This is a genomic window from Magnetococcales bacterium (assembly GCA_015231755.1).
Lineage (GTDB): Bacteria > Pseudomonadota > Magnetococcia > Magnetococcales > Magnetaquicoccaceae > Magnetaquiglobus.
In genome coordinates this window covers 15,310-37,858 of the sequence record JADGAZ010000012.1, presented here as the reverse complement: position 1 = coordinate 37,858, position 22,549 = coordinate 15,310, and the positions used below count along the sequence as shown (strand labels likewise).

Genomic DNA, 22,549 nt, shown 5'->3' with positions numbered 1-22,549 from the left:
GGGCAAACCGCCCCCCCGAGATATCATGGGCTGGTTTGATGGTTCGGGGTGCCAATCAGTTCGTTGCCGTCGAACCGCCACCCATGACGCCGCAGCGCGCTGGCAGGGACAATGAACGCGGCGTTCTGTGCCGGATCGGAACGGTTGAGCAGATGATCAATGAGCCGATCGGCCAGGGGACTGGCCCCCGCACCTTCCCAGGTAGTCATGTTCATCACCTTGAAATACGGATATTTCCCTTCGGATACGGCCTGGGTGTCATCCGGGTCGACGCCGTTGAGTTTCAGCCAGCGGACCCTGCCCTTGTTGGTGGGTTTTTCCACCACCCAGCGGGAAATCCAACCAAAGGCATTGGGATTGGAGGCCACGGTATCCACCATGTCGGGGATCGAACTGACAAACAGAGCATACTGAAAGAACAGACTTTTATTATCGAGGATCTCCCGCCAGTGGCCCGGACGGGTTTCGCAATGCAGACGCGCCACCGGTTGGATCGTACCCGTCATCTCCCTGGCCGCCGGATCCGACAGCTCACGCCATTCACGCAGGTCGCCGCTGTAAATCTTCTGCACTTCGCCGAAGGTGATCCGGGTGACGGGATTGCCCGGATGGGTGATGAACACCGTGGGCACAATGCCGATGGTGTGAAAGACAATCCCCGGCAAACGGTCGTAGGAGGCGGGCGGACAACAAAATCCCGCCATGTCCGCCTCCTTTTTGGCCAACGGCCCGGAACTGGTGCCACAGGTGCCCCGATTGATCCGCACCTTCAACCCTCTCCCGGCGGCATACTGTTCCACCAAAGGGGTCAGGGCTTCGTAGAGATTCTGGTCCATTTCGATTTGCAGGTCGAAGGGCTCCCCCCCGGTCGGATGGGTGATGCCTTTTTGGATCCACTCCGGAGTCACCAGTTTGGGATTGGGTTTTCCCGGCTCGAAAGAGGGTCCCTGAAGGGCAAAATCAAGATCCGACTGCCCGGCCTGGGCCATGACGGGCATCAAAAACAGCAAAGCCACCAACAAATAAATCCAGGGATAGGTAGGCATGGCGCGACTCCTGGCAATGGCGTGGCGGGAAAGGAACAGAGTCATCCTTGTCATCGGAAAAAGGCGCTCCTTTTCCATGGTTCATGATAGTGAACCCATATTGGCAAGGCTGAAATCATGATAGCATGATGCCGCGCCATGGCAATACAATTGGTATCCAATTCCGATCCAATCCTCACATCGTCTTGATAAAATCCTGATGCCTTTCGCCACGGATTTGACCCCATGCTGATACGGCCCCGTTTATTCTGTGACCAGGATCCGCAAACACCATCAGGTGGCAACCTCAATCACAGACACGGAGCAGTCAAGCATGTCGGCACACCAGGAGGATTCGGGAAGCAATCGGTTGTCCACTCTGATGATCGGCGCCCTGGGCGTGGTCTTCGGGGATATCGGCACCAGTCCCTTGTATGCCATCAAGGAGTCCCTGGCCGCCTCGGCCGGACATGGGGGCATGCCCACCCAGGCCGATGTGCTGGGGGTATTGTCCATGATCTTTTGGTCCCTGGTGGTGGTGATCACCATCAAATACGTCCTGTTCATCATGCGGGCCGACAACAAGGGCGAAGGGGGCATCATGGCCTTGACCGCTCTGGCCCTGCGTTCCCCGTTCGCCACCCCCCGGTGGCGCATCATGATTCATTTCCTGGGCATCTGCGGACTGGCCCTGTTTTTCGGCGACGGGGTGATCACGCCGGCCATCTCGGTACTCTCCGCCGTGGAAGGACTGGAACTGGCCACACCGGTACTCAAGCCGGTGGTGGTGCCTTTCACCTTGTGCATCCTGGTCGGCCTGTTCATGTTCCAACGCCAAGGAACCGAAGGAGTCGGCGCCCTCTTTGGCCCGGTGGTGATGGTATGGTTTTTTGTCCTCGGCGCCCTGGGCATCCATGGCATCCTGAAAAATCCCCAGGTGCTGGCCGCTTTGGACCCAAGCCATGCCTGGCACTTCTTCATGTTGCACAAAGGACAGGCCTTCATCGTGCTGGGGGCGGTTTTTCTCTCCGTGACCGGCGCCGAGGCCCTCTACGCCGACATGGGCCACTTTGGCCGCCGTCCCATCCGTCTGGCCTGGATGGTCGTGGTCTTTCCCTCCTTGGTACTCAACTATTTCGGCCAGGGGGGATTGATCCTCGAAAACCCGGAAACCGTGCGCAATCCCTTCTATCTGCTCGCCCCGGAATGGGGACTCTATCCCCTGGTGGGACTGGCCACCGCCGCCACGGTGATCGCCTCCCAGGCGGTGATCTCCGGCGCCTTCTCCGCGGCCCGTCAGGCCATGCAACTGGGTTTCCTGCCCCGCATGGAGGTGATCCACACCTCGGAACAAGAAGAAGGTCAGATCTATGTCCCCACCATCAACTGGATCCTGCTCGGCGCGGTCCTGCTGCTGGTGCTGGGATTCAAAAGCAGCAGCAATCTGGCCTCGGCCTATGGCATCGCCGTCACCGGAGCCATGGCCATCGACACCACCTTGGCCTTCGGACTGGTGTTGCGGGGCATGCTGGGTTGGGGGGCGATGGTGACTTTGGTGACGACGGTTTTCTTTTTGGTGTTCGACCTGATTTTCTTCGCCGCCAATGCCCTTAAAATCCCGGAAGGGGGATGGTTCCCCCTCCTGCTGGGGGCGGTGATCTTCCTATTGATGTCCACCTGGAAAATGGGACTGGAATTGGCCCGGGAAGCCATGCGCAAAGAAGAGATTCCCCTGGAACCGTTCCTGCGTCAATTCTCCGCCAATCCGGTCCCCCGCTCCCAGGGAATCGGGGTCTACATGACCACCCACGCCTTCACCGCACCCCGTCCCCTGGTGCAAAATCTTCAACACCACTGGATCATCCACGAAACCGTGATTATCCTCACAACGGAGTTCGTGGATACTCCTTATCTGGTCAAGGGCGACCGGGTGATCGAAGAGGATCTGGGCAACGGCTTCCATCGGATGACGATCCGCTTCGGCTTCGCGGAAACTCCCGACATCCCCCGCGCCCTGGTACACGGAACCTTGTTCCAGGACTGGTCGAACCCGGATGAAACCTCCTTTTTCCTGGGCCGCTCCGTCTTTTCCGCCGGAACCGGACGCAAAGGGTTTCCGTTGTGGCGCATCCGGCTTTTCCTGGCCATGCAGCGTCATGCCAGCAGCGCGGCTTCCTGGTTTCAACTGCCGCCCCACCGGGTGGTGGAAATGGGAGGACGCATCGCCTTGTAATCCCACCACCTAAGGAGCTTGCGGGGGATGTCCGACGCGGAAAAAAAGCCATACCGGCAACAGGATCATCTCCCGCACCCGACCGCATCCGACTCTTCCTGGGCGGGATATGCCATCGGTCTGGTTTCGGTGCTGATCACCACCAGTCTGGCCTATTGGGGACGGGCGTGGCTGACCGCTCCGGATCTGGTGATGCTGTATCTGCTGCCCATCATGGCGGTGGCCTATCGGTTTGGTCAGGGGCCATCCCTGGCCACTTCCGCCCTTTCGGTGGCAGCCTACGACTTTTTTTTCATCCACCCCTATTTCACCCTGTCGGTTTCGGACTCCCAGTCCATCCTGACCGTGATCATTCTGTTCGTGATCGGACTGGTCATCAGCAGTCTCATGACCCGCATCCGGGGACAGGAACAAGACGCCAAGGAACGGGAACAGCAAACCGAAGCCTTGTACCATCTGAGCCGGGATGTACTCTCCACTCTCGATGACCAGGAGATGGCGGGCATCATCACCCGTCACGCCGCCCGACTCTTCCGGGGCGAAGCGGGCATCTGGCTGGAAGACGGCTGCGGCGGATTGACCCTGGCAGCGGTCTGTCCAGCCTATTTTCATCTGTCCGGGCAGGCCATGACGGTGATTCGCTGGTGTTGCGAGCATGGGCAATCCGCGGGACAGGGAACCCCCGTCTTTCCGGATGAAGCCTTCACCGTACTGCCCATCGCCACCGGACAACTCTATGGCGCCCTGGCCATCCGGATCGGCAATCGGGCGCTCTTGCGGACGGAACGCCAAACCTTACTGTCCGCCTTCGCCCGACAGGCCAGTCTGGCCATCGATCGGGCCAGACTGGGAGAAGAGGCCAGAACCGCCGCCGTGCGGGTCCAGGCCGAAGAGATGCGGGCCACCTTGTTGAGCATGGCCTCCCACGATCTGCGCACCCCGCTGGCGGCGATCACCGGGGCCGGCACCACCCTGCGGGACGACGATTCCCATCTGGAAGCCGCCCAACAGACCGAACTGCTGGAAACCATCTGCACCGAAGCCGAACGCATGGAACGGCTGATCGCCAATCTGCTGGATATGGTCCGACTGGAATCCGGGAGTTGCACCCTGCGTCTGGAATGGATCCCCTTCGAGGAGTTGATCGGTTCCACCCTGGTGCGACTGGAAAAACGGTCCCGGGGTCGGCGCATCACCCTGGATGTGGAAGAAGGGGTCTCCATGTTGTACGTAGACGCGGTCTTGTTCGAGCAGGTATTGATCAATCTGTTGGACAACGCCCTCAAGCATGCCCCTTCGAACCTGGACATCACCTGGAAAGTCCACAAGGATGGAGACCGGGTGATCCTGCGCATCGGGGATCGGGGACCGGGGATTCCACCGGGTCAGGAGGAACGGATTTTCGAAAAATTCATCCGGGGGGAGTCCAGCGGAATTCCCGGTTCCGGACTGGGACTGGCGATTTGTCGGGGGGTGATCCAGGCCCATCAGGGGACGATCCGGGCGTTGAACCGGGCCAGAGGAGGAGCCGAATTCCGCATCGAACTCCCTCAACCCCCCCTGCCCCCGGATCTTTTCTCACCGGAACTGGAAGAAACGTTGCACCAGGAGACGCACCCATCATGACCCAACTCGCCGGAACCCGAATCCTGCTGGTGGAAGACGAACTGCAAATGCGCCGCTTCCTGCGCACCGCCCTGGCCGCCCGACAGTTTGAGGTGATCGAAGCGGTCAACGTGCGGGAGGCCAGACTGGCGGTCACCGCCCATCCTCCGGAGATTGTCCTGCTGGATCTGGGGCTTCCGGATGGAGACGGCATCGATTTCACCCGGGAGGTGCGTACCTGGAGCCTGATACCGATCATCGTGCTGTCGGCCCGGGGACGGGAGGACGACAAGGTATCCGCCCTGGACGCGGGCGCGGACGACTATCTGACCAAGCCTTTCGGTGTCAACGAGCTGCTGGCCAGAATCCGCGTGGCCTTGCGCCACTCCTCCCAGACCAACTCCGGTACCACCCGGGAAACCATCCTGAAAATCGGTCCCTTGCATCTGGATCCGGAACGCCGGGAAACCCGCATTCACGATCAACCCGTCACCCTGACCCCCATCGAATACCGATTGTTATGGCACTTGGCCAAAAACGCCGGACGGGTTCTGACCCATCAACAGATTCTCAAGGAGGTGTGGGGCCCCCACTATACCCACCAGACCCACACCCTGCGGGTTTTCATGGCCCAACTGCGCCGCAAACTGGAACCCGATCCCGCCCATCCCCAACTGCTGATGACCGAAATGGGCGTCGGGTACCGGCTGCGGGATGACGACCCGAAAGAATAAGCCTACCCCATCATCAGCATCATCACGCCCCGTTTCAGGCTCATGGCCCCCATAAACACGATCAACACCCCGGCCAGTTGCATCACCACACGTCTGGCCTTGCGGTCGAGCCAAGTGGACAGCAGGGCGAATCCCCACATGGCGGGCAACGTGCCCAGTCCAAAGGCCAGCAGAATCACCACCCCCTGAAGCGGCGATCCGGTGGCGAACGCTTTGGCCTGAAAGGCCCAATGCATGGCGCAGGGTAACAATCCAGTCAAGATGCCCATGCCCAGAGGGCGCAACGCCGGACGTGATCCGGTGATGGTCTGGGTCCAACGGGTAAAAAACGCCCCGACTTCCGGACCACCCCGGGTCATGGAGACCAGACCGATGGTATCGATGCCCATCAGGATCATCACCACCCCCACCGCCAGATGGGGCAGACCGTTGAGAGCCGTCGGACGGGCGAGGAACAGCGCCATGGAACCAAGCCAGCCACTCACCGCTCCAAGAACCATGTATGTGCCCACCCTTCCCAGAGTATAAAGAAGAGGAAGCCGGATCCGTTCCCAGTGCCAAAAGGGACGATCCGTGGCGATTCCCGCGCCGAGTTGGGTGGAGACCGCCAGGCCGCCGCACATGCCGATGCAATGGCCACTGCCCAGCAGGGCGGCCAAAAAAGTGAGCCAAGGCTCGATCAAAGAAGAAGGCATGCGTCAGGCTCCCACGAAATGGATGAACGGGGTTGGTGAACGGTATGGGCTGTTATCATTGTGGTCTGGAGATTCCACCCGAAGCTTTGATCCTGGACGAAGGGCGAAAGTTCTGCTGTTCCGGCTGTCTGGGGGCATGGCGCGTGATCCGGGGCATGGGGCTGGAAGACTATTATCAACGCCGGGATGGGGGCATCCTCGGCACCCGCCCCGGCGAAACCGACCGGCAGGCTCTGGAACCCTTCGACGATCCGGAATACCAATCCCGTCTGGTCTCCGAGGTCGAAGGCGGACGAGAAGTGTGCCTGTTGCTGGATGGCATTCATTGCGCCGCCTGCGTGTGGTTGAACGAACAGATGTTGCGCCGTCTTCCCGGGGTTTCGGAAGTCTGGATCAATTTTGCCACGCATCGGGCGCGGGTGCGATGGAATCCGGAACAACTCCGACTTTCCGAGATCATCGGCACGGTGCGGGGCATCGGCTACCGGGCCGAACCCTATGATCCAGCCCTGGGAGAACAAAACCGGGCGCGACGGGATCGGGAACTGCTCTCCCGCATGGGCGTGGCGGGATTCGGGGCGGCCAATGTCATGTTCATCGCCATCGCCTTGTATGCCGGTTATTTCCAGGGCATGGACGCGGAAGCCAAAAATTTCTTCCACTGGGTCTCTCTGGTGCTGGCCACACCGGTGATTCTGTACAGCGGTGGGGTGTTCGTGCGGGGCGCCTGGAACGGGTTGCGCCTGGGACACCTGAACATGGATCTGCCCATCGCCCTCGGAGCCTGGGTCACTTACGGCTACAGCGTGGTGGTCACGGTGCGGGGCAGCGGGGAGATCTATTTCGATTCCGTGACCATGTTTTTGTTCGTGCTGCTGACCGGACGGTTTCTGGAATCGATTGCCCGTGGCAAGGCGGCGGGCTCCATGGAACGATTGCTCAATCTGGAGCCACGACACGCCCTGGTGCTGCGGGATGGGGAACCGGTCAGCGTGCCGGTGCGGGAGGTGCGGGTGGGGGAACGGGTCCTGGTCAAGCCCGGAGAGCGGGTGCCGGTGGATGGCATCATCGAATCCGGCATGACCAGTGTGGACGAGTCCATGTTGACCGGAGAAGGGCTGCCCGTGACCCGTGGACCCGGAGAAATCCTGGTCGGCGGCACTCTGAACCTGGAAGGTAGCGTGGTGTTGATCGTCGAACGGGTGGGGGAAGAGACCGCCCTGGCGCGGATTCTGCGGCTGGTGGAGACCGCACAGGCGGAACGCCCCCCGATTCAGGGGGTGGCGGACCGGGTGGCGGCCCGTTTTGTGGGCATGGTGCTGGTGCTGGCCGCCGCGACCCTGGGTTTCTGGCTGTGGCGCGACCCCTCACAGGCTTTGGAAAACAGTGTCGCGGTTTTGATCATCACCTGTCCCTGCGCTCTGGGACTGGGGGCACCGGCGGCCATGCTGGTGGCCATGGGGGCGGCGGCCCGCATGGGTATTCTGCTGAAAAGCGGCGAGACCATCGAACGGCTGGAGCGAGTAACCCAAGTCGTGATGGACAAAACCGGGGTATTGACCCTGGGCACCCCCCGGGTGGAACGGATTGTACCGGTCTCCGGAATGGACGAACGCACCTTGTTGACCCTGGCCGCGACCGTGGAGCGACATTCGGAGCATCCGGTGGGACGGGCCATTTTCCGGGAGTTTCAATCCCGGGGATGGGGACAGGTCGAAGACGCGCAAGAGGCCCGCAACGTGCCCGGACTGGGCATGGAGGCATGGGTGAGCGGTCGACTGACCCGTGTGGGACGCTCAGGGTTTGTGCTGGCAGGGGGAGATCCGGAACATGACGCCTCCCGCCCCCCGGAGGATCGGGATCACGCCGTCACCTGGAGCGCCTGTGGTCAGGACGGGGTGTTGCTGGGCTGGATCGGATTGGGCGACACCCTGAAACCCAAAGCCCGGGAGGTGGTTGCGGCCTTGCGGGCCATGGGACTGCCGGTCACGGTGCTTTCCGGGGATCGGCGGGCGGTGGTGGATCAGGTGGCGCGTCTCACCGGAGTGGAGCGGGCGGAAAGCGATCTGCTGCCCGAAGACAAAGAGCGGATCATCGCCGATCTGCAACGCAACGGCGCGGTAACAGCCATGGTGGGAGACGGGGTCAACGACGCCCCGGCCCTGGCCCGGGCGGATGTAGCCCTGGTGGTGGCCAATGCCACCGATCTGGCGGTGGCCTCGGCGGATGTGATTTTATTGAACCGGGATCTGGAGACGGTGACCCGGGTATTCACCCTGGCGCGCCGCACCCTGGGAACCATTCGCCAGAATTACGGTTTCTCCCTGTTTTACAACCTGCTGGCCATTCCCCTGGCCATGTCCGGACTGGTTTCCCCCATTGTCGCGGCCATCTCCATGCCCTTGTCGAGTCTGGTGGTCGTGGGCAACGCGCTGCGCCTGCGCCACCACCCCGAACCGACCACCTCCCACACCGTGAAGGGGAAAGACGCATGAACACCATCTATATTCTGCTGCCGCTGGCGGTACTGTTGAGTCTGGTCGGACTGGGCATGCTGATCTGGTCGATCCGCCGGGGTCAATTCGACGACATGGAAGGCCCGGCCCATCGTATTCTCTTTGAGGATGATCAGGAGATGATTCCGGGGAAGAAGGTGGAAGAGACACCCAAGGCAGACCCGTCCCGAGATTCGCACTTTTAACCCGTACCCCATCATGCAAGACGATTTCTTTCCGCCAGACAAACACCCAGGGATCCATTGACCACGAGACAACCATTCAGAATGTACCAGTCATCCTGACGCATAATCTCCATTACGGAACCTGGAGACCGGCTTGATGTAAGGCGCATGATCAATCAAACCAAGCTCTGTATTCTCCAGTACACCCTGGGCGATCCATGAGAAATCGATGCTGAAACTCTTTTGATTTCCACTTGTACGCGGATAATCCTGAAGCGCGCACATCCTCATCGGAATAAAAATAGATCGTATCCTGATCAGACACATGATCGATACACACTTCGTGCAATGTCCGCTCACAAAAACGGACAGCCGTTTCATAAGCCGCATCATCCAGGAAATAGGCTCTTTTCGGACGGTATGAGGAGTCATACAGGGCACCAATCATCTGTTTATACATCTGCCCTGAAAAATGATTCTCTTTGGGTTGATCCGGAAGAAGGGTGATCAATTCTCTGAAGAAATGCTGTCCGTCGGCACGCGGCAAACCGGTATCCGGTTGCACGCCATCTTCACCTGGCAGAGTAGGCATGGCGTAGGAGAGCGCTTCCAGAATCTCATTCCCTTCACGCTCGACACGACGACAAAACGCTCGGGATCCAATGGCGTTCCAGAATCCAGTTGCGGACTCCACACTTTCGATCAGCAACCCAATAAATTCCCGTTGCATGCTGTCGGCCACTTTTCTGGCTTCGTGGAGATAAAGGTTGACAGCCAGTGTGCCCAAACCAGTACCGCTACCCACGACATGCAAAGCCGTTCCGCAATATTCAAGCAGATTGCAGGCCCAGGCGCGTTGATCGGTCCGACCCGCGAGAGTTGCACCAATGGCGCCAGTCACACAGACAGGTGGCAACGCCTTACCATCCACATCCATGCCGATTGCTGAAACAATGATCGCAATTCTCGATTCATGGTGGTCCAAAAACTCGCTCACAAAATCCTCAGTGGATTTGATTTCTCCAGGATCCATGCTGCCTCCATTCCGCAGAACCTGAACGAACGGATCGATCACCTCGTGCAATTTCCTGGCATTTTGTTGTGGTTGGAGAGGCGAAATCACCTCCAGACGCAGATCATGATTGGCGAGCGCACCAACCGGATCAAAATCATCTCTATTGCGCAATTTTTCTGAGATCAGATCCAAAGACAACCGATCTGTAATTCTAACGCTCATCTCCGAACACTCCACGATAAAAAACCGATATTGACTAAACTGATTCAATATTACAGATATTTTCACTGGAAAAATCAAATGTGAAGAATTTGATTCCATGTCCTCCAGCGACCACACACAGCTTAGAACTTTCATTAATGCTACAGAAATTCAGAGGCGCACCAGTTGTCGTTCTGCATTCTTTTTCAATCTTGCATTTATTATTGTTGGATTTTATATTCATATTTATTTTCCATACCACAAGAGACCGATCCACGGATACGGTTGCAAATACAAACACATCATCTTGAACAACACGAGACACCGAGCATCCATGCACACACCCGTTGTGCCCGAGATAAGACCATTGCTTATGCCCGTTCTTATCCCAAAGACAAATCTCTCCATTTTTGGTACCTGTCAAAATCCAACCATTCTCAAAAGCTTCGCAGCACCACACCTGATCGCCATGCTCCAGAATTCTACGGGATGTATAATCAGTTTCCCAGATTGCAGCACTACAATCATAAGACGCAGTGACTGGGCGATTGTTTGAAACGGTACCATCACAAATTCCTTCTCCGTGTTCTATTTTAACAATTTCTTTTGAAACGTCTAACATCCCATTCTGATGTAATGGTATAAGATGCGCCCATCCATCTTCAGAACATGACATCAGACGTATACAACCGTCACCTGACTCAGGAAAGAAATTGATTTGCCAAACAGCCTTCTTGTGATGACCTTCATAAGTTGGATTCTTATCATTTTTAATTTCAATTTTATTTCCTACAATCTCTACAAAATAAACCCTGTAAGAATGGTTGCCCGAACCAACAGCGACCAGATACTGCTGATTCCCAACCTTAAAGGCATCACACCCCCAACACCAACCCATTCCAGTATCAAACTCACCCAACATTTTCTGGTCAATCCAAATTCTCAATACGCCATTCTCATGAATACCAAATACAACATTCTCGATGATGGCACAATCCTGGGCACCCCGATCTGACCGGTCAAAAATGACGTTCTTGGATGTCGGATACTGCATGACGTTCTTTGATGTCAGACACTCTGGGTTTGCTGGTATTAGAGGCTGCGCGCCTTCAGGCAATTTTCTCATCAGTACAGAATCCCAAATCCAGAGCATTTTATGCTCCGACCCTAGCAGAATTCTGCCTTCACCGGCATCCGATATGCACCAGATTTCTCCCGAATCACCAATCAGACTTCCCGAATAGTTGCCATTCGAGTCCCACACATGGCAATTCTGATCATTTCCCGCTGTAATGAGATGATTTCCAACTGTAATGCAGCCATTGATTCGACCATTATGCGCAATATAACGATTGATTGTTTTCTCAATCACCAGTCGAGATCCATTGCTATCCAATACGAGCTTCCAGTATACAATACGCCCACCCTTGCAGACAGAAATGATCTTATTGTTCAAATACGAACAACCTGTAATGGGAGCTTTGTGACCTGTGACAGGTACCAACGCAACATCCTCCAGGCTTTCACTATGCAAAAGTCTGATCTCACCATCATGGAAACCGATGATCAATCGATCCGGATATGAAACACAGGCAGTCACAACCTTATCTGTTGGAAAACTCCTGAATTTAACCAATGTATAATTCTGACATTTTCTTTCAAACAATAACAACATAGAGCAAGACGAAGAACTGCCAGAACAAATAAGGCGATGCGGACTAGAATCTAAAGCATGGACAGTAAAAATCTTGACATTCCCAGCAGGCTCACAATCACCCCATACGATCGATACACCAGATTCTCTGATTTCGTTATTATCAACTTCCAAGAACTTAACATTTTTATCGTATGATATCACAAATTCTTTATCGGACAGTCTTACACATGTCTCGATTGCAGAGGTACAATCTTTATCATAGGTATCAACAGGGTTGATACGCATCCCTTGGTGTCCTCCACTGTTACACACCCACAACTTTACTGTTCGATCAAAAGATGTTGAAATATAACTATTCTTGCTTAATTTTACGCATGCAGAAACCCAACCGACATGACCATCACACCGATTATTAGAATTATTCAATAACGCTGGACAAACAGAAGACGATTCTGAATTGTCTTCTTTGGTAGTGATGGAAAGTGAACCATACTTGCCAATCAAGGTCTCTTGATACAGCATATCCAGGAATACAGGCTCCATTCTCTCATTTCTTGATGGATTGACTCTCATGACAAAATTCAATTCGAATTCCAGTCCGACCTTTCTAAACACCTGTTTAACAAGACCAAAGCGTTCATTAAGCTTCTTCTGGACGTGTCTTTGCAACACACTAATATCTCTCGCCATTCCTTCTGGATAAGATATTTCTATTTCAATCATCCCTTTATGTATTGAAACTTTGCTAACATAATAATGTTTATAATAATGCACCAGACTCTCATGACCAATATGGCAGTATTTCCTAAGAGCATCCAACCCTCTGATGCGACCATTATCCAAATCCAACTCATCACCGATAAGTAATAAAGCACCAAGCAATTTAATACGTATTGTTGACTGACAATAAAAAGAATCATGGATAGATTCAAATGCTATTGCAGAGTGCGCTCTGGCGACTTCAGCAACAGATTCTTGAAAACAACCTGGAATTGCCGTACACAATCCCTCTGGATTACCCATGATGCCTGCGGGCGATTTCGACCGGTACTGTCGCATAACCAACTCATAAGCAGTTTGAGTATGTCGATCACGGACAGCATTGTATTCACGCGCACCCATTTCATCAACAACTTTACCAATGTGCTTAAAATATTGCATACCAACATCATGAACATAGGCGGCAGCAATCAATACAATCCTTTCATCATGACTCAATTTATTAAAATGATCTTCATCATTATAATCATAGACAAGGCTTTCAATATGCCTCAGTATACTTTCAGAGTGAATCATATCATGATCTGTATACCATGGCATATAAGGCACACGCCAGATTTCCGCACATTCCTTTTTCAATTCATTCAACCAGTTATTTATGCTGCAATTCGTATCCACACCAAATACGTCCATTATTTTTCTCCTGAAAGATTGTGCCGAATGAATAGATTGGTCAACCACTAGAGACAGTTTAACAAAACAACCGCACATATTACGAAATACGCAGATCTTTAATCACACACGAAGCCGATCCAAAAAAACACTCTAAATTCCTTGAATCCCAAAATGAGTACCGTTTCACCCCCCTCACACCTCCCCCTCACACTTCCCCCTCCCACGACGTATCCGCAAACTCGGGGAAATTGCGTTTCAGCAATCCTTCCAGATAGATCCGTTCCTCCGAGGTGGCGCGGGGGAGCCAGCCGGAGAGCCAATAGAGCATGCGGGCGGAACGGGGATCCTCGGCGGCTTGGCCGCAGATTTTTTCCAGTTCGGCGGCGTCGATGCGGGCCAGGGGTTCGGGGATGAACTCGTCCATCTGGGCGCCTTGCTCGATCCGGACCGCTCCATCCAGCAGACCGTTTGCCCGTTCCCGTCCCACGAATTCGCGTATACCCATCCAACCGTTCACCAACCGACGCAAGGCATCTGCGGAGACCACCACCACATAAACCGCATAGCGTCCCAATTGATTGCGCACCGTCGCCAGCGTCCGCCGACCCACAGCCCCACCGATCACCTCCATGACCGTATATTCGTAAGAGGTCTCATCCCCGGGATCCGACCAGGACGGGGCGATCAGCACCACGCAAAACAGCTCCCGATCCGTTACCAGATACAGATGCCACCCCCCCGCGCCGGAAAGCACCAACTCCAGACGGGCCACGGCATCGGCATCGCTGCGGTGGCGCCCACCCGGAAAAGGAGTCCCCTCCCCCGCAAGCAGCCACTCTTCCCGCACCCCTTCCAGGCGACGAACCCGGGTCAGCAGGGCCTTGTTCCAGGAGCCCCGGGATTCACAAAAAAGATTACTTGTTTTTGGATCAATCCCCATGCCGGACAGCCAGCCATCCACATCCCGCTCCGTGGCGGCCAGCAGGCGCACCAGACGGTCGCGGATCGTACCCCGCGCCCCATCCATGAACATCTCTCCGACGCCGGACAGCAGCCAATCCCCGGAGATGTGCATCCGGTCGGTGAGCTTGACGATAAAATTTCTGGAGGGGTCTTTCCGGCCTGCTTCCACATCGGCGATGTAGGCGCGACTGACACCGATCCGATCCGACAAACCTTGCTGGGTCAGGTCCAATTCCTTGCGAATCGATCTCAAGCGCAAACTGACACTGTTTGTGGATTTTTGCATCATTGCTTTATTTTTTCTAAAATATTGTGGCTAACGTCCTCAATTTATTACTTCGTGTCAAGATACACCATTTCAGTTGATTCAGCAAGTTGTTTATGTTATCACAGTCAGAATTTCCTCCAACCCCGATTTTCCAGGCCATCCTCATGAGCATCGTCAACAATCCCACCAAATACGACTTCGCCTATCGCTTCCGGGCAGCCCGTCTGCATGCCAATCTGACCCAGCACGCACTGGCCGTAAAGGTCGGGATCAGCCAAGCCGCGATTCACAAACTGGAATCCGGCCACTTCAAGAGTTCCCGCAAGACCGTGGACATTGCCATGGCCTGCGAGGTCAACCCGGTATGGCTGGCGACCGGTGAGGGTGACATGACCCTCCATGAGAGTCGAAAACCGGTGGAAGAGGAGATCCTGCCCCACGACATGACCGGCAGCGGCATGTTCGCCCAATTGGGCGCCATGGAAAAAGAGTTGGAATTGACGATTCAAGCCCTTTACCAGATGCGCAATCGGCTCCGTCGTCTGCGCAACCGCAAACGGGTGCGCACCCGATCGATTGGGGAAGAGATTCCGGAAACGTGACGTTTTATAAAGGTGCGTGGAACGGCAACCATCGTTTGCCCGGCCCGCCGGGCAACTCCCGCACCAGACGGGGCAACGCATAGCCGGGCAAACGGGCGCTCGCTCCGGCCATCACGGCCAACGCCCGCTCTTCGCTGACGCCAAAATGGGACGCGCCCGCCACGGGATCCAGCATGTGAAGATAATAAGGGATAACTCGCATACCGATCAAGGTCTCGCACAAGGCGGCCAGGATTTCCGGATCATCGTTGACACCTTTCAGCAAAACCGATTGATTCAACACCGGAATACCCGCATCCACCAGAAATCCCAAAGCCTGCCCCGCCCTTGAATCCAACTCGTCGGCGTGGTTGACATGCACCACCACAAACGGTGTCAGTCGGGTGCCTTTCAGCCATCGAATCAAACCGGGGGTAACCCGCTCCGGGGAGACCACCGGCATGCGGGTATGAATTCGCAACCGGGTCAGATGGGGAATGGCGGCCAAACGTCTGGTCAAGCGGGCCAGACGACGGTCCGACAGGGTCAGGGGGTCACCCCCGGAAAGAATCACCTCCCGCAAGGAGCCATCCGCGCCGATGGCCGTCAAAGCCGATTGCCACTTCCGGCGTTTTCTGGGCAAAACGTCGTGGCGGGCGTGACGCCGGAAACAAAAACGACAATGAACGGCACACCCTGCCGTCACCTTCAACAAAGCACGTCCCGGATACTTGACGATCAAACCCGGCACGATCCGGGCTGCGGCCTCGTCCAGAGGATCGGTCGAATCCCCGGCCATCCGCGTCAACTCCTCGGCGGCCGGGAGATAGGACCGCGTCAAGGGTCCGTCCCGCCCCCAGTCGATGCGACTGGCCAGGGCCTCGGGCACCAACAGGGGAAATTGACGGGCCGCTTCCCGGGCCTCGGGGGACAAATTCCGCAATCGTTGCTCCAGGGAGTTCACAACGGGGTGATCTGACGCGGCTTTGGGGGTATACTGGAAGGAGGGTGTCATCGTTGACCTTTCATGAACCAACCGCCAAGGAAATTGTATTCAAAATGAGTGACATGCTCAACCATAACCAACTGCGTCAAGGCGTCCGCGTGGAAATCGACGACGCTCCCTGGATCATCGTGGATGCCCAGTTCGTCAAGCCCGGCAAGGGACAGGCCTTCACCAAGATCAAAATCAAGAACCTGATCGATGGCCGCGTGATCGAACGGACCTTCAAATCCAGCGAAAGTGTCATCAAAGCCGATGTCATGGACAAGGATATGCAATTTCTGTATCACGACGCCGGCTTCTGGAATTTCATGGATCCGGCCAGCTACGAGCAGTCCGTCCTGGACGAAAAACAGGTGGGGGATTCCCGTTCCTGGCTCAAGGAGCAGGAGACCTATGTGGTCACGCTTTGGAAAAATCGCGCCATTGCCGTCATGCCCCCGTCGTTTGTGATTCTGACCATCACCAAGTGTGATCCGGGCATCAAGGGCGACACGGTTTCCGGCGCCACCAAGCCCGCCACCCTGGAGACCGGCGCCGAGGTCAAGGTTCCCCTGTTCGTCAACGAAGGGGAGAAAATCCGCGTGGATACCCGTACCGGACAGTATGTGGAACGTGCCAAAGAGTGACCCTGCGGAACTCTGGCGACCGGCGGCCAATCCGGCGGGACTGGCCGCCCGCGCCGCGACCCTGAAACGTCTGCGGACCTTCTTCGACGCCCGCCAAGTTCTGGAGGTGGAAACCCCGCTGTTGAGTCCCGGCGCGGTCCCGGACGATGCCATCGAACCCATCGGATGCGCCGGGTGGTATCTGTCCACCTCCCCGGAAACCGCCATGAAACGGTTGCTGGCCGCCGGTTCCGGACCCATCTATCAAATCGCCAAGGCCTTTCGCGCCGGAGAGGCGGGTCACCGGCACAATCCGGAATTCACCATGCTGGAGTGGTACCGACCCGGCTGGAGTTGGCGGGAACTGATGACCGAAAGCGCCCAACTGCTGCAGGCGGTTCTGGGGGCCATGCCGGTCCAGGAGTGGACCTTTGCCGCGGCGATGAAACGCTTTGCCGGCGTCGATCCCTTTTCGGATCCGGACGAGGCGTTGATCCGCGCCCTGCCCTTTCCCCCTCCGGAACACCTGGACCGCATGGGATTGCTGGATCTGTTGCTGACCGAACGGGTGGAACCGGCTTTCCAGGAGGCGGGAGGGTTGATCTTTCTGACCCATTTCCCCGCCGAACGGGCCGCCATGGCCGAAATCGATCCCGCCCCTCCCGCCACGGCCTTGCGTTTCGAGCTGTATGTCCAGGGCATGGAACTGGTCAACGGTTATCAGGAACTCACCGACGGGGACGAACAGGCGACCCGTCTGCATCAGGCCAACCGGAAACGCGCCGCGATGAACCTGCCTCCCCTGCCGCTGGATGAACATTTCCTGGCCGCCTTGCGCAGCGGATTCCCCCGCACAGCCGGTGCGGCGTTGGGGGTGGACAGGCTGGTGATGCTTGTGCTGGGAACCGACCGGATCGCCGATGTTCTCGCCTTCCCTGCGGATCGTGCATGAAAATTGCATTTCCCCAACCGATTGGCATCACCATTCCATAATCCAGCCATTTTCTTGGGAGATACATTCATGGTTCTTTTGCACTCACCCCCCGGTGAATTGGGCGCCTCGGCTCCGGACTTCGCGCTTCCCGGCGTGGACGGCAAGACCCACACCCTGGACGAATACCGGGACAGCCCCGTACTGGTGGTGATGTTCATCTGCAACCATTGTCCTTATGTGCAAGCCATCGAAGATCGCCTCATCACCCTGGGGCGCACACTGGCCACCAAAAAGGTGAGTTTTGTGGGCATTAGCAGCAACGATCCCACCAACTATCCGGAAGACAGCTTTGCCAACATGCAGGCCAAGGCGAAAAAGAAAGGCTATCCATTCGATTATCTCTATGATGCCACCCAACAGACCGCCAAGGATTATGGCGCGGTCTGCACCCCGGATTTCTTCGTCTACGACCAGGAACGCAAACTCCGCTACCGGGGCCGCCTGGACGACAGTCCCCGCAATCCCGCCGCCGTGCGCAAAGAAGAGTTGAAGGAGGCGATCCTGGCCCTGTTGGAAGGCCGCCCGGTAGCCACCCACCAAAACACCACCATGGGGTGCAGCATCAAATGGAAAGAGTGACGCCGCCCACCCCCCGCCCTTGGCCCGGCTGAATCCCCGCCGGAGGGAAGCTTGTCCGCCACTCTCTACAAAGATGCACAGATCTTTCCATAATAGAATAGTACCCGGTGCCCGGCTTCACGGGGGCACCGGGGTCACAATTGTTCCATCCTGCCGTTGCGCACCCTCCCCCTCCCGACCTCAAAGCCCCCATTTCCGCCGTCTCCCCGGTTGGGCCCCGTGGTTGGCGCCGGTCTTCAACCCGAAACGAGACCGGGATCGGGTCGCCCCGTCGCTCCGGAATCCATTGGAATGACGCCCGAGTTGATATATCCTTCTGACAGTTTTCTCACCACTTCAGCAGCGTGCCCCGTGTCAGTCGGATCCCCATGCATGGCCCCGTGCCACACCGACCGGCAGGAGACCGTTCGCACACAAGGGATGAAACGCCGTGGCACACCAGACAGCCAAAATCAGGGAAATTCCATACAATTACACCTCGTTTTCCGACCGGGAGATCGTGATCCGCTTTCTCGGCGCCCCGATGTGGGAAACCCTGGAAACCCTGCGGGGCAAACGGGAAACCGGACGTTCGGCCCGCATGCTCTTCGAGATTCTCGGGGATTTGTGGGTGGTCACACGCAACCCTTTCTTACAAGAGGATCTGCTGGACCATCCCAAACGTCTCGCCTCGCTGCTGGAAAGCATGACCCAACGGATCCAATTGATCGTGGACCGGGCCAAAGGCAACCCTCTGGTATTCCAACTGGTGGAAAAGCTCCGGGAAGCGGTCCACGACTTCGGCGACTGGTTTCCCCGGCGCGAGGCCATGCGACGCAAAGCCCGTCACGCCTTTGAACGGGTCACCCGGGAGGAAAACATCGATTTCACCCCCATGGCGCGGGTGGCCCACATCACCGATGCCACGGACTGGCGGGTGGAATGTCCGGCCCTGGTACTCAAACCCGATCACGAAGCGGAAGTGGCCGCCCTGGTGGCGGTGTGCGGAGAACTGGGACTGCCCATCATTCCCCGGGGGGGCGGCACCGGTTATACCGGCTCGGGGGTGGCGTTGCACCCGGATACGGTGATCATCAACACCGAAAAACTCGACACCATCGGTCCGGTGGAAACCGTCACCCCGCCGGGATTGACTCATCCGGTCTCCGCCATCCGGGTGGGAGCCGGAGCGGTCACCGCCCGGGTCGAAGAGGCCGCCTCCGCCGCCGGCGTGGTATTCGCGGTGGATCCCACCTCGAAGAACGCCTCGACCATCGGCGGCAACATCGCCATGAACGCCGGTGGCAAAAAAGCGGTGCTGTGGGGCACCACCCTGGACAATCTGCTCTCCTGGCGCATGGTCACCCCGGACGGGGGCTGGCTGGAGGTGGAACGGCTCGATCACAACCTGGGCAAGATCCATGTGCTGCCGGAGGCCCGTTTCCGTGTCACCCGCTACGGCACGGATGGTCAGATCCCGGTGGGAGATCCCACCCTGCTGGTCATTCCCACGGAGCAGTTCCGCAAATTCGGACTGGGCAAAGATGTCACCAACAAGGCTCTGGCCGGTCTGCCCGCCATTCAGAAAGAAGGCTGCGACGGCCTGATCACCAGCGCGGTATTCGTGCTGCATCCCAAACCCCGCCACACCCGGACGGTCTGTCTGGAGTTCTTCGGAGCGGATCTTTCCAAGGCCGTGCCCGCCATCGTCGAGACCAAGAATTACCTGGAAGCCACCCCCGGGGTGGCCTGCGCCGGACTGGAACATCTGGACGAACGCTATTTGCGGGCGGTGGGCTACAACGTCAAGGCTTCCCGGGGCGAACACCCCAAAATGGCCATCCTGGCGGATATCATCGGCGATGACGAGGCGTTGGTGGATCAGGCGGCCCGTCACGTCACCGAGCTGGCCCGGGTGCGGGATGGAGAAGGTTTCATCGCCGTCAGTCCGGAGGAGCGGGCGCGCTACTGGGCCGACCGCTCCCGCACGGCGGCCATCGCCGCCCACACCAACGCCTTCAAGATCAACGAAGACGTGGTCATCCCCCTGGAACGGCTCGCGGAATACAACACCGGCATCGAACGCATCAACATCATCCAGTCGATCCGCAATAAGATCCGCATGCTCGATGCCATGGAAGCCTATCTGGGAGGAGAATCCTTTGCCCGCAGTCTCCCCTCGGGTTATCCCAACAGCGCCGAAAGTCTGGCCTCGGTGGCCGCCAAACGGGAGGCAGGACTGTCCCTGCTCAACCGGGTGCGCCACCGCTGGACGGCGATTCTCTCCCATTTCGACGCCCCGGCCACCGACCATCCCGCACTGCTCGACGGCCCGGAACAGGCCCGACCCGGCCTGCTGTTGAGCGACCTGCTGCTGCGCCGGGAGTTGCGCATCTCCTTCCGTCAGGAGGTGCAACGCTCCTTGAACAACGCCTTTGGCGGCGAGCTGTGGGAAGGGGTCCGGAAAGAGCTGGAGGAGATCCACCATACGGTGCGCACCCGGCGTCTTTTTGTCGCCTTGCACATGCACGCCGGAGACGGCAACGTCCACACCAATATTCCGGTCAACTCCAACGACTACGAAATGTTGCAAGAGGCGGAGCGGATCGTGGATCAGATCATGGCGCTGGCCGTCTCCCTGGACGGCTGCGTCTCCGGGGAACACGGCATCGGCCTGACCAAATTCCGCTATCTGGATCCGGAAATCGTCGAAGCCTTCGCCCGCTACAAACAAATCGCCGACCCCGACGGACGCTTCAATCCGGACAAGCTGTTGCCGAAATCCATGGACTACAGCGCCTACACCCCTTCCTTGCGTCTGGTGCAGCAAGAGGCGCTGATCCTGCGGGAAAGCGCCATGGGTTCGTTGAACGACGACGTGCGCAACTGCCTGCGCTGCGGCAAATGCAAACAGGTCTGCTCGACCCAGGTGCCCCGGGCCAATCTGCTCTACTCTCCACGGGACAAGATTCTGGCCACCGGCATGATCATCGAGGCGTTCCTGTACGAAGAACAGGCCCGTCGCAAGGTCTCCTTGAGCCATTTCAACGCCCTGACCGATCTGGCCGACCATTGCACCATCTGTCGGCGTTGCGCCACCCCGTGTCCGGTGAATATCGACTTCGCCGCGGTCACCATGCGCATGCGGGAGCTGCTCAAGAGTCGCACCCGGCGTTCGGGACGGATCGGCCATCGGCTGGCCCTGGCCTTTTTGTCGGCCACGGACCCGAGAGCCATCCGGCTCGCCCGCCAGTTTTTCATTCTCGGGGGATACGCGGCGCAACGCTGGGCCCATCGACTCTGGAAACAACTCAGCCGCGGCCATCGCCACCCGGAAGAGCCTCCCAAAGCCGCCGCGGGCCGGGCGCCCAATCTGGTGGAACAGGTGGTACCCCTGCTGGAACGCCCTCTGCCCTCCGGATTGCCCAACCGTTCGGCGCGAGGTTTTCTGAATATCGAAGATCCCGGCATCATTCCGGTGCTGCGGGATCCGGACCGCTGGGAACCGAAACTCGAAAGCGTATTCTATTTTCCCGGCTGCGGATGCGAACGGCTGTTTTCCGACATCTCCCTGGCCTCCATCGCCATGATGCTGCATGTGGGCGCGCAAGTGGTGCTGCCACCGGGGGCCATCTGCTGCGGTTTTCCCCAAAGCGCGTCGGGACTCGAAAGTCTGGGGCGTCAAATCACCATGCGCAACCGGGTGCTGTTTCACCGGGTGGCCCACGCTCTGAGCCACATGGAAATCCAAACCGTGGTGGTCTCCTGCGGCACCTGTCTGGACCAGTTGGAAAAATATCACTTCGAGACCATCTTTCCCGGCTGCCGTCTGCTGGATGTCCATGAATACCTGATGGAAAAAGGGGTACGCATGCAGTCGTCCAACCGGGAACCGGTGCTGTTCCACGACCCGTGCCACTCCCCCATGAAGGTCCATCCTCCCCTGATGGTGGCCGCGACCCTGACCGGTCGTCCGGCGGTGCTGACGGATCGCTGTTGCGGCGAAGCGGGAACTTTTTCGGTCTCCCGTCCCGACATTTCCGCCCAGGTGCGCTACCGCAAGGAAAAAGAGCTGGACCGTACCCGCCCGCCCACGCAACCAGCACGCATTCTCACCGCCTGTCCCTCCTGTTATCAGGGGCTTTCCCGGCTGGAAAACACCACCTCCGACTTTCTGGTGGTGGAGTTGACCCGCGGCCTGCTGGGAGAGTCATGGCGGGAGACTTTTTTGCAACGCATGGAGCGGGGTGGACTGGAACGGGTGTTGCTTTGAAATTTTTTTTCGCGCCCCTCTTGAAACCGAACGGGGCATTGATATATCCAAGAGGTCTGAG

Annotated in this window: 16 protein-coding genes; 10 read left to right on the top strand and 6 right to left on the bottom strand. The window is 57.5% G+C overall.

What is annotated here, in order from left to right; translation table 11 throughout:
* Positions 1–23: 23 nt before the first annotated feature.
* On the bottom strand, positions 24–1,100 hold the full coding sequence (locus HQL98_09440) for a hypothetical protein (protein MBF0272271.1): 1,077 nt from the start codon (positions 1,098–1,100) through the stop codon (positions 24–26).
* Positions 1,101–1,359: 259 nt separating this feature from the next.
* On the opposite strand from HQL98_09440, the gene HQL98_09435 reads away from it, so the two are divergent.
* The 3 genes from HQL98_09435 to HQL98_09425 are packed head-to-tail and all read left to right on the top strand — an operon-like array spanning position 1,360 to position 5,597.
* On the top strand, positions 1,360–3,258 hold the full coding sequence (locus HQL98_09435; protein ID MBF0272270.1) for a potassium transporter Kup: 1,899 nt from the start codon (positions 1,360–1,362) through the stop codon (positions 3,256–3,258).
* A gap of 27 nt (positions 3,259–3,285) precedes the next feature.
* Entirely contained in the window at positions 3,286–4,884 is a 1,599-nt protein-coding gene (locus HQL98_09430) for a DUF4118 domain-containing protein (protein ID MBF0272269.1), read from the top strand.
* Positions 4,881–5,597, top strand: coding sequence for a response regulator (locus HQL98_09425; protein ID MBF0272268.1), 717 nt, complete (start codon positions 4,881–4,883; stop codon positions 5,595–5,597). The genes HQL98_09430 and HQL98_09425 overlap by 4 nt, the downstream gene beginning before the upstream one ends.
* A 2-nt stretch (positions 5,598–5,599) precedes the next feature.
* Here HQL98_09425 and HQL98_09420 read toward each other — a convergent pair whose 3' ends face one another.
* Positions 5,600–6,292, bottom strand: coding sequence for a sulfite exporter TauE/SafE family protein (locus HQL98_09420; GenBank protein ID MBF0272267.1), 693 nt, complete (start codon positions 6,290–6,292; stop codon positions 5,600–5,602).
* A gap of 32 nt (positions 6,293–6,324) precedes the next feature.
* Between HQL98_09420 and HQL98_09415 the strand changes: the two genes are divergently transcribed.
* Positions 6,325–8,787: a heavy metal translocating P-type ATPase gene (locus HQL98_09415; GenBank protein MBF0272266.1), complete on the top strand. Its 2,463-nt coding sequence runs from the start codon at positions 6,325–6,327 to the stop codon at positions 8,785–8,787.
* Positions 8,784–8,993, top strand: a complete 210-nt coding sequence (ccoS, locus tag HQL98_09410) for a cbb3-type cytochrome oxidase assembly protein CcoS (GenBank protein ID MBF0272265.1) — start codon at positions 8,784–8,786, stop codon at positions 8,991–8,993. Before HQL98_09415 ends, ccoS begins: the two co-directional genes overlap by 4 nt.
* A gap of 151 nt (positions 8,994–9,144) precedes the next feature.
* Here the strand turns inward: ccoS and HQL98_09405 are convergent, their stop codons facing one another.
* The 3 genes from HQL98_09405 to HQL98_09395 all read right to left on the bottom strand — a co-directional run bounded on the left by HQL98_09405 (position 9,145) and on the right by HQL98_09395 (position 14,492).
* On the bottom strand, positions 9,145–10,209 hold the full coding sequence (locus HQL98_09405; protein MBF0272264.1) for a hypothetical protein: 1,065 nt from the start codon (positions 10,207–10,209) through the stop codon (positions 9,145–9,147).
* 34 nt (positions 10,210–10,243) lie between these two features.
* The gene (locus HQL98_09400; protein MBF0272263.1) at positions 10,244–13,258 is read right to left on the bottom strand and encodes a WD40 repeat domain-containing protein; all 3,015 of its coding nucleotides are present in this window, start codon (positions 13,256–13,258) and stop codon (positions 10,244–10,246) included.
* Between the two features lie 187 nt (positions 13,259–13,445).
* Positions 13,446–14,492, bottom strand: coding sequence for a helix-turn-helix transcriptional regulator (locus HQL98_09395; GenBank protein MBF0272262.1), 1,047 nt, complete (start codon positions 14,490–14,492; stop codon positions 13,446–13,448).
* Between the two features lie 143 nt (positions 14,493–14,635).
* Between HQL98_09395 and HQL98_09390 the strand changes: the two genes are divergently transcribed.
* Positions 14,636–15,073, top strand: coding sequence for a helix-turn-helix transcriptional regulator (locus tag HQL98_09390; GenBank protein ID MBF0272261.1), 438 nt, complete (start codon positions 14,636–14,638; stop codon positions 15,071–15,073).
* 4 nt (positions 15,074–15,077) lie between these two features.
* On the opposite strand, the gene HQL98_09385 is transcribed toward HQL98_09390, so the two are convergent.
* Positions 15,078–16,067, bottom strand: coding sequence for a KamA family radical SAM protein (locus HQL98_09385; protein MBF0272260.1), 990 nt, complete (start codon positions 16,065–16,067; stop codon positions 15,078–15,080).
* Between the two features lie 53 nt (positions 16,068–16,120).
* Here HQL98_09385 and efp point away from each other — a divergent pair, with 53 nt between their 5' ends.
* The 4 genes from efp to HQL98_09365 all read left to right on the top strand — a co-directional run bounded on the left by efp (position 16,121) and on the right by HQL98_09365 (position 22,488).
* A complete protein-coding gene (efp, locus tag HQL98_09380) occupies positions 16,121–16,684 on the top strand; it encodes an elongation factor P (GenBank protein ID MBF0272259.1) in 564 nt (187 codons plus the stop codon).
* The gene (gene genX / locus HQL98_09375; protein MBF0272258.1) at positions 16,662–17,615 is read left to right on the top strand and encodes an EF-P lysine aminoacylase GenX; all 954 of its coding nucleotides are present in this window, start codon (positions 16,662–16,664) and stop codon (positions 17,613–17,615) included. The genes efp and genX overlap by 23 nt, the downstream gene beginning before the upstream one ends.
* 69 nt (positions 17,616–17,684) lie before the next feature.
* Positions 17,685–18,236 carry a thioredoxin family protein gene (locus tag HQL98_09370; protein MBF0272257.1) on the top strand — a complete coding sequence of 184 codons (552 nt, stop codon included), beginning with the start codon at positions 17,685–17,687 and terminating at the stop codon, positions 18,234–18,236.
* 430 nt (positions 18,237–18,666) lie between these two features.
* The gene (locus tag HQL98_09365) at positions 18,667–22,488 is read left to right on the top strand and encodes a DUF3683 domain-containing protein (protein MBF0272256.1); all 3,822 of its coding nucleotides are present in this window, start codon (positions 18,667–18,669) and stop codon (positions 22,486–22,488) included.
* Positions 22,489–22,549: the final 61 nt, after the last annotated feature.

Excerpts from the sequence above, each read along its gene's own strand:
- HQL98_09435 (MBF0272270.1), top strand. The coding sequence starts at position 1,360 with ATGTCGGCACACCAGGAGGATTCGGGAAGCAATCGGTTGTCCACTCTG.
- HQL98_09405 (MBF0272264.1), bottom strand. The coding sequence starts at position 10,209 with ATGAGCGTTAGAATTACAGATCGGTTGTCTTTGGATCTGATCTCAGAA.
- HQL98_09390 (MBF0272261.1), top strand. The coding sequence starts at position 14,636 with ATGAGCATCGTCAACAATCCCACCAAATACGACTTCGCCTATCGCTTC.
- HQL98_09385 (MBF0272260.1), bottom strand. The coding sequence starts at position 16,067 with ATGACACCCTCCTTCCAGTATACCCCCAAAGCCGCGTCAGATCACCCC.
- HQL98_09370 (MBF0272257.1), top strand. The coding sequence starts at position 17,685 with ATGGTTCTTTTGCACTCACCCCCCGGTGAATTGGGCGCCTCGGCTCCG.
- HQL98_09425 (MBF0272268.1), top strand. The coding sequence starts at position 4,881 with ATGACCCAACTCGCCGGAACCCGAATCCTGCTGGTGGAAGACGAACTG.
- ccoS (MBF0272265.1), top strand. The coding sequence starts at position 8,784 with ATGAACACCATCTATATTCTGCTGCCGCTGGCGGTACTGTTGAGTCTG.
- efp (MBF0272259.1), top strand. The coding sequence starts at position 16,121 with ATGCTCAACCATAACCAACTGCGTCAAGGCGTCCGCGTGGAAATCGAC.
- HQL98_09440 (MBF0272271.1), bottom strand. The coding sequence starts at position 1,100 with ATGACAAGGATGACTCTGTTCCTTTCCCGCCACGCCATTGCCAGGAGT.
- genX (MBF0272258.1), top strand. The coding sequence starts at position 16,662 with ATGTGGAACGTGCCAAAGAGTGACCCTGCGGAACTCTGGCGACCGGCG.
- HQL98_09420 (MBF0272267.1), bottom strand. The coding sequence starts at position 6,292 with ATGCCTTCTTCTTTGATCGAGCCTTGGCTCACTTTTTTGGCCGCCCTG.
- HQL98_09395 (MBF0272262.1), bottom strand. The coding sequence starts at position 14,492 with ATGATGCAAAAATCCACAAACAGTGTCAGTTTGCGCTTGAGATCGATT.
- HQL98_09430 (MBF0272269.1), top strand. The coding sequence starts at position 3,286 with ATGTCCGACGCGGAAAAAAAGCCATACCGGCAACAGGATCATCTCCCG.
- HQL98_09400 (MBF0272263.1), bottom strand. The coding sequence starts at position 13,258 with ATGGACGTATTTGGTGTGGATACGAATTGCAGCATAAATAACTGGTTG.